General features: G+C 51.8%; 4 protein-coding genes and 1 tRNA gene. 1 reads left to right on the plus strand and 4 read right to left on the minus strand.

The window, feature by feature from the left end:
* The 4 genes from O6944_04215 to O6944_04230 form a co-directional block, all read right to left on the minus strand.
* Window positions 1-1,345, minus strand: a 1,345-nt coding sequence (locus O6944_04215; GenBank protein MCZ6718345.1) for an AAA family ATPase, incomplete at its 3' end; no start/stop codon positions are given.
* A gap of 238 nt (window positions 1,346-1,583) precedes the next feature.
* Window positions 1,584-1,778 carry an AlpA family phage regulatory protein gene (locus tag O6944_04220; protein MCZ6718346.1) on the minus strand — a complete coding sequence of 65 codons (195 nt, stop codon included), beginning with the start codon at window positions 1,776-1,778 and terminating at the stop codon, window positions 1,584-1,586.
* 182 nt (window positions 1,779-1,960) lie between these two features.
* Window positions 1,961-2,905, minus strand: coding sequence for a hypothetical protein (locus tag O6944_04225; GenBank protein ID MCZ6718347.1), 945 nt, complete (start codon window positions 2,903-2,905; stop codon window positions 1,961-1,963).
* A 37-nt stretch (window positions 2,906-2,942) separates the two neighbouring features.
* On the minus strand, window positions 2,943-4,121 hold the full coding sequence (locus O6944_04230; GenBank protein ID MCZ6718348.1) for a tyrosine-type recombinase/integrase: 1,179 nt from the start codon (window positions 4,119-4,121) through the stop codon (window positions 2,943-2,945).
* A gap of 144 nt (window positions 4,122-4,265) precedes the next feature.
* On the opposite strand from O6944_04230, the gene O6944_04235 reads away from it, so the two are divergent.
* Window positions 4,266-4,339: transfer RNA gene (locus O6944_04235), tRNA-Ser, on the plus strand.
* The last annotated feature ends 226 nt before the right edge of the window (window positions 4,340-4,565 follow it).

Consider the following 4,565-nt stretch of genomic DNA (forward strand, 5'->3'; position numbering starts at 1 on the left):
ATCCTCTAGAGACTGGCGAGCTGGTCTCTCGGTTGACCTCTTCCACCATCTTAAGAATGTGCACTCGTTTTACATCTGCCCCGGCCGCGTCCAAGCGCGGTCTGATCGTATCCGCGATATCGTCCTCACCAGAGAGTAAAATCACGTCACCGATCGGACATGGTGAATGATCGACAGGCCAAGCATTACCGAGACTCGTATGCGCGGCCATTGCTATCGTGACCAACGATTTCCCCAAGCCGGGATCACCGACGAGGATTGAAACTTTGCCGAGGGCGATTCGACCGGGCCAATGCCATTGAATCTTTTCTGGCTTCACGTCAGCAGCGCAAACAATTACCGCAGAGCTTTGTGCGTGCCCCTTAGCGTTCTTCCATTCTTGTTGTTCTTTAACAGAATCCCGTATACCGGTTTTCCCAATCCATTGTTTCGGCGGCTTAACCGCGCAACCCTTGATAGCTTCCCACAACAACCGCTGAAGACGCTGTCGGTCGGGCCCCGTAATTGACGCATACCCATCCCAGCTGCGCAGCTGTGCTTGTAGCCAGTCGATAACGTCGCCTTTATCGGGAAGATTCGGAAGGTGGGCTAATAAAGCGTCCGGCGGATTATTGAGCACTTTCAGCGCCTGAAAAACGGCGCGGGCGTACTTCTCTCCCGAGTTATCATTGTCAGGAAAAACGACAACCGTCTTCCGGCCCGACAGCGGTGCCCAGTCGGTTTTGTTAACTGCGGCGCTGCCGTTTTGCGAGGTGACAGCGACAAAGCCGAGTGACCGAAGGGCAGTTGCGCATTTTTCTCCTTCGACAACTATGACAGGTGTCGATGGATCCGCTTTGGTTAGTTTCTCAAGCCCGAATAAGGGGCGCGGGTCAGGAAGGCTTTTCCAGCGCCACTTGCGGTTACCTTCGCTATCAATGCAGAACGTGAGCGGCAAAAATTGCTTGTCTTCGCTTGGTGAATCAAAGCGATCCACGTACATGAGCTGCTTGGCGTTAGCATCGCGGTAGGTCCATCGCATTGTCGGGCGGCCAAACTTGAAGTGTGTTGGGTATGGCGGAGGCGCGTCATCGGGTACGGGGGTTATAGGTGTCCATTGCTCTTGTGGTGGTTGCGGTTTCGTCATTGCATCTGCGCCACTAGACCATAACCCACGGTCCCGAAGTGCAGCGATCACCGCTTCTTGCGGACAGCCCGCGTGACAGTGAACTAATACTCGTTCGTCACTTCCATTAGAGACGGATAAACTCGGATTCTTATCATCGTGCGCAGGACAACAAGCGATCCAATTATCGCCATTTTTGTGCCCCCCGAGTGCTTCCGCTAGAGTGGCAGTGTCCATCATGGCCTGGCGAAATGCGGTGCACCCATCTCAGGAGTTCCGGAGCCTTAGAACTGAGATGAGAGCGCTGGCCGCCCAACGCGGAATCAACCGATGAGTCACAGCCCAGATGATCGTCGCCTTTGTGCGCGCTTTGAGGACCTTAGAGAGTTTCGACACAACGTCGAATAAGTGTGGCAGCTTGCGATCGCTGCTCACAGCCGATCTCGCAACTTCGTTCATAGCTGACGACGCTTCTACTTCATCCCGCGGCATTTTGTTTTTTGGCCTCCACCCATCCCTTGATAGCGGACTCGGACCAAGCTACAGAATTCGGTCCGATTTCTATGGATTTGGGAAACACGCCAAGATCCATCCACCTATAGATGGTTCTGCGCGACTTGTTGCCGGCGATTCGCCTAACTTCTTCAATGGGCAGAAAGCGGTCATTGATCATCGTTGGGTCTCCTGAATACGCATGTCTCACCCTTTAATGCTGAAAATTCAGCGAAATGGACGGGCTGGCAACGTAAGTGTCGGGAAACAGAAGGGAAAAAAATTACAAAAACCCAATAGGAACACACTGAAAATTCAGCGTGCAAGTTGAAAAGTCAGGCCCTGGTATTGGTGGATTTAGTCTTACGGGTAGGTCAACAAAAATCGGGTCCGATAGGCGTGAGCCTGGTGGTATGGGAAAAATGGATCCTTGTTAAGGCCCATGAAAGCTTTAAGACGGTTTCTAATTTTGGACATGTGATGTTGATACTTCTCCTTATCATCTGAGTGCTTAAAATCTTGGAAAGTAAATTCACCATCCTGTTGCGCCAAGACTTTCAAGGTTGCCCAGACCTCGTCTGGCGCATTGCCTCGGCGTCCGTCCTTAAACCCCATTTTGGCAAAAGTGTATTTTCGACGAATATCATCAACCATAATTTCCGCTGCATCTTCTGCTATAAACCTGATTACAACTTTGTCCCACTGTGCGCCTTCTGGAGTAGGAAACTGCGCAGAAGATGATTTTGTTTTCTCCATTCTGGTCGGCAGAAAAGCTTCAAACCCCTCCATACAAATGGGACGCATCGTAGGCGGGATATATTCATCAAGATTCAAAGCGCCACCACACTCCCAGCCAAGGAGCTTTCTCGACGTAATGCCACTGTCACTGCCAATATACAGCTCAATAAATGCCTGTGTTAAAATACACGTGTGTTCCAAGTGGTCCCGCCAAACGAAAACACCGCTAGGCAATCGCTTTATCGCGTGTTCCTCCCATCTCGGATAGTTTTCATCGTCAAACTCGTCGGCTTCTGTTAGGCCACTCTCTCTTAGGTCACTCTGTATCGTAAAGTGCTCCATCTTATGTATATAGTGCCTCCACTCTTGAGGCTGCATTGTGTGGAGCGTCCCATCGGCGTCGAGATAATGTGCCGCCATAAATAACGGGCCGGGCCAGGCTGCGCGGTCTGCTAGAATGCGACAAAGTTCAGTTGGTTTGATAAACGACGAGGTGACATAGGGTATCCCGCGGACGGGAATAGCTTCCCGGTCATTTATCAAGATTTGTTTTGTGCTCGTAGTTTGCATGCTCCGATCGCGCCTAAACCAACCTAACTTCTCAGCGTCACCACCTTGCTTTCCGTTGCGGAAGGATGCTCTGCAACTTCGCCGCCCACTTCTCAAGCGCCAGGCGCTTCTCCGGCATGTAGTCGTGCCGGTCATACGTGCGTTCTAGTTTCGGCGGGATATGGTTTAGGACTTTGTCCACCCCCTTGCCAGGGATTAGAGCCCGCATCATCGTCGATGCAGTACGTCTTAAATCATGCGGCGTAAATTGGGGGATGCCGAACACAGCAAGGTTACGGCTGACCGCTTGGCGTAGTGTCCCTTCGTTCATCGACTTTGTGCCGTTCTTCTTATCGGGGAACACGTAGACAGAATCACCGCCTAGGGCATAAGCCTCTCCAAGGAGCTCAACAGCGAGATCGGGTAACGGCAGCCTGTGTTCATAGCCGTTCTTTGTCCTACTGGCCGGGATTGTCCAGATGCGCCCACGCAGGCCGATTTCGCTGCGGGCTGCGTCGGACACCTCAATGGAACGCTGTGCGGTGACCAAGAGGAATTTCAGGGCAAGCCGGGTGCGTTTTTCTATATTGGACTTATCGAGCCCGTTCCAAAATGCTTTGATCTCATCGGGGGTCAATGTGCGCCCACGTTCCTTTTCCTCGTGGGGGAGCTTCATGCGAGTGAACGGGGTTGCCTCCAAGATCCCCCGATCAACCGCGAAATTGAACATCTTCCTGACAAGTGCTAAGACCCGATTGGCCTGGACGGGGGCGTCTATGTCATCAAGGAGCAGCACGAGGCCCCGACGTTTGATCTCCCCGACCTTTAGCTTTTTCCATTTCGGCAAAACGTACACGTCCAGCATCCGCTGATCCTCACGCCAAGACCGCTTTTTCTTTTTGGCGTGAAACTCCATGTATTCGTTAGCCAGGTCTGGGATCGTGGGGGCGGTTCTGGCACGGGCAGACTCCTGTTGTTTCACAGCTCCGGGATCGATGCCTTGTTCTAGCTGTGCCATCGCCTTTGCATGACGCTTGTGTGCCATAGCCAAGCTGACTGATGGATAGGTGCCGAAAGACATCCGGCGGGGGCGTTTGTTAAAGCGGTAAAGGAAGATCCAAGTCTTGCGACTCTTGGGAGAGATGCGAATAGCGAAGCCCTTGCCGTTGTCCTCGAAGGCTTCGTACCGTTGAGGCCGGGGCTTAAGGCTGCGGATACTTCGATCCGTGAATTTCACAGTGGATCCGCGTCAAAGGTTTTGTTTGCTACCCAAAATATGTATGGGTAGCATTTTAACCGTCGCTTGGTGACACAACAAGTCACACGACGGCACAATTTGGACCTTACAATATAGAAGGTTGGTGGATAACAGGTTTGACATGGGAAGTCAGCAAATGCCATTGAAGCTGACTCTTAATCAGCGGGTCGCAGGTTCGAGCCCTGCACGGCCCACCATCACATACAGCGAGGCTTGGGCGATTACGCTTAAGCCTCGTTTTTGCAGCTAATAGCTCTATAAGTTATTGAATATTATTATAATCTACAGGGAGTAGTTATCCGTACACACTTGTGACGACTCACAGTTTAGGGCACAATCGCTGAGCAGGAGAAACTGCTCGTCAATGCAAAACGGATTGACAGGAGAAGTCGCCTACGAAGCGTTCGCCGAAATTTGAGTAAG

The sequence above is a fragment of the Gammaproteobacteria bacterium genome, from assembly GCA_027296625.1.
GTDB lineage: Bacteria > Pseudomonadota > Gammaproteobacteria > JAKEHO01 > JAKEHO01 > JAKEHO01.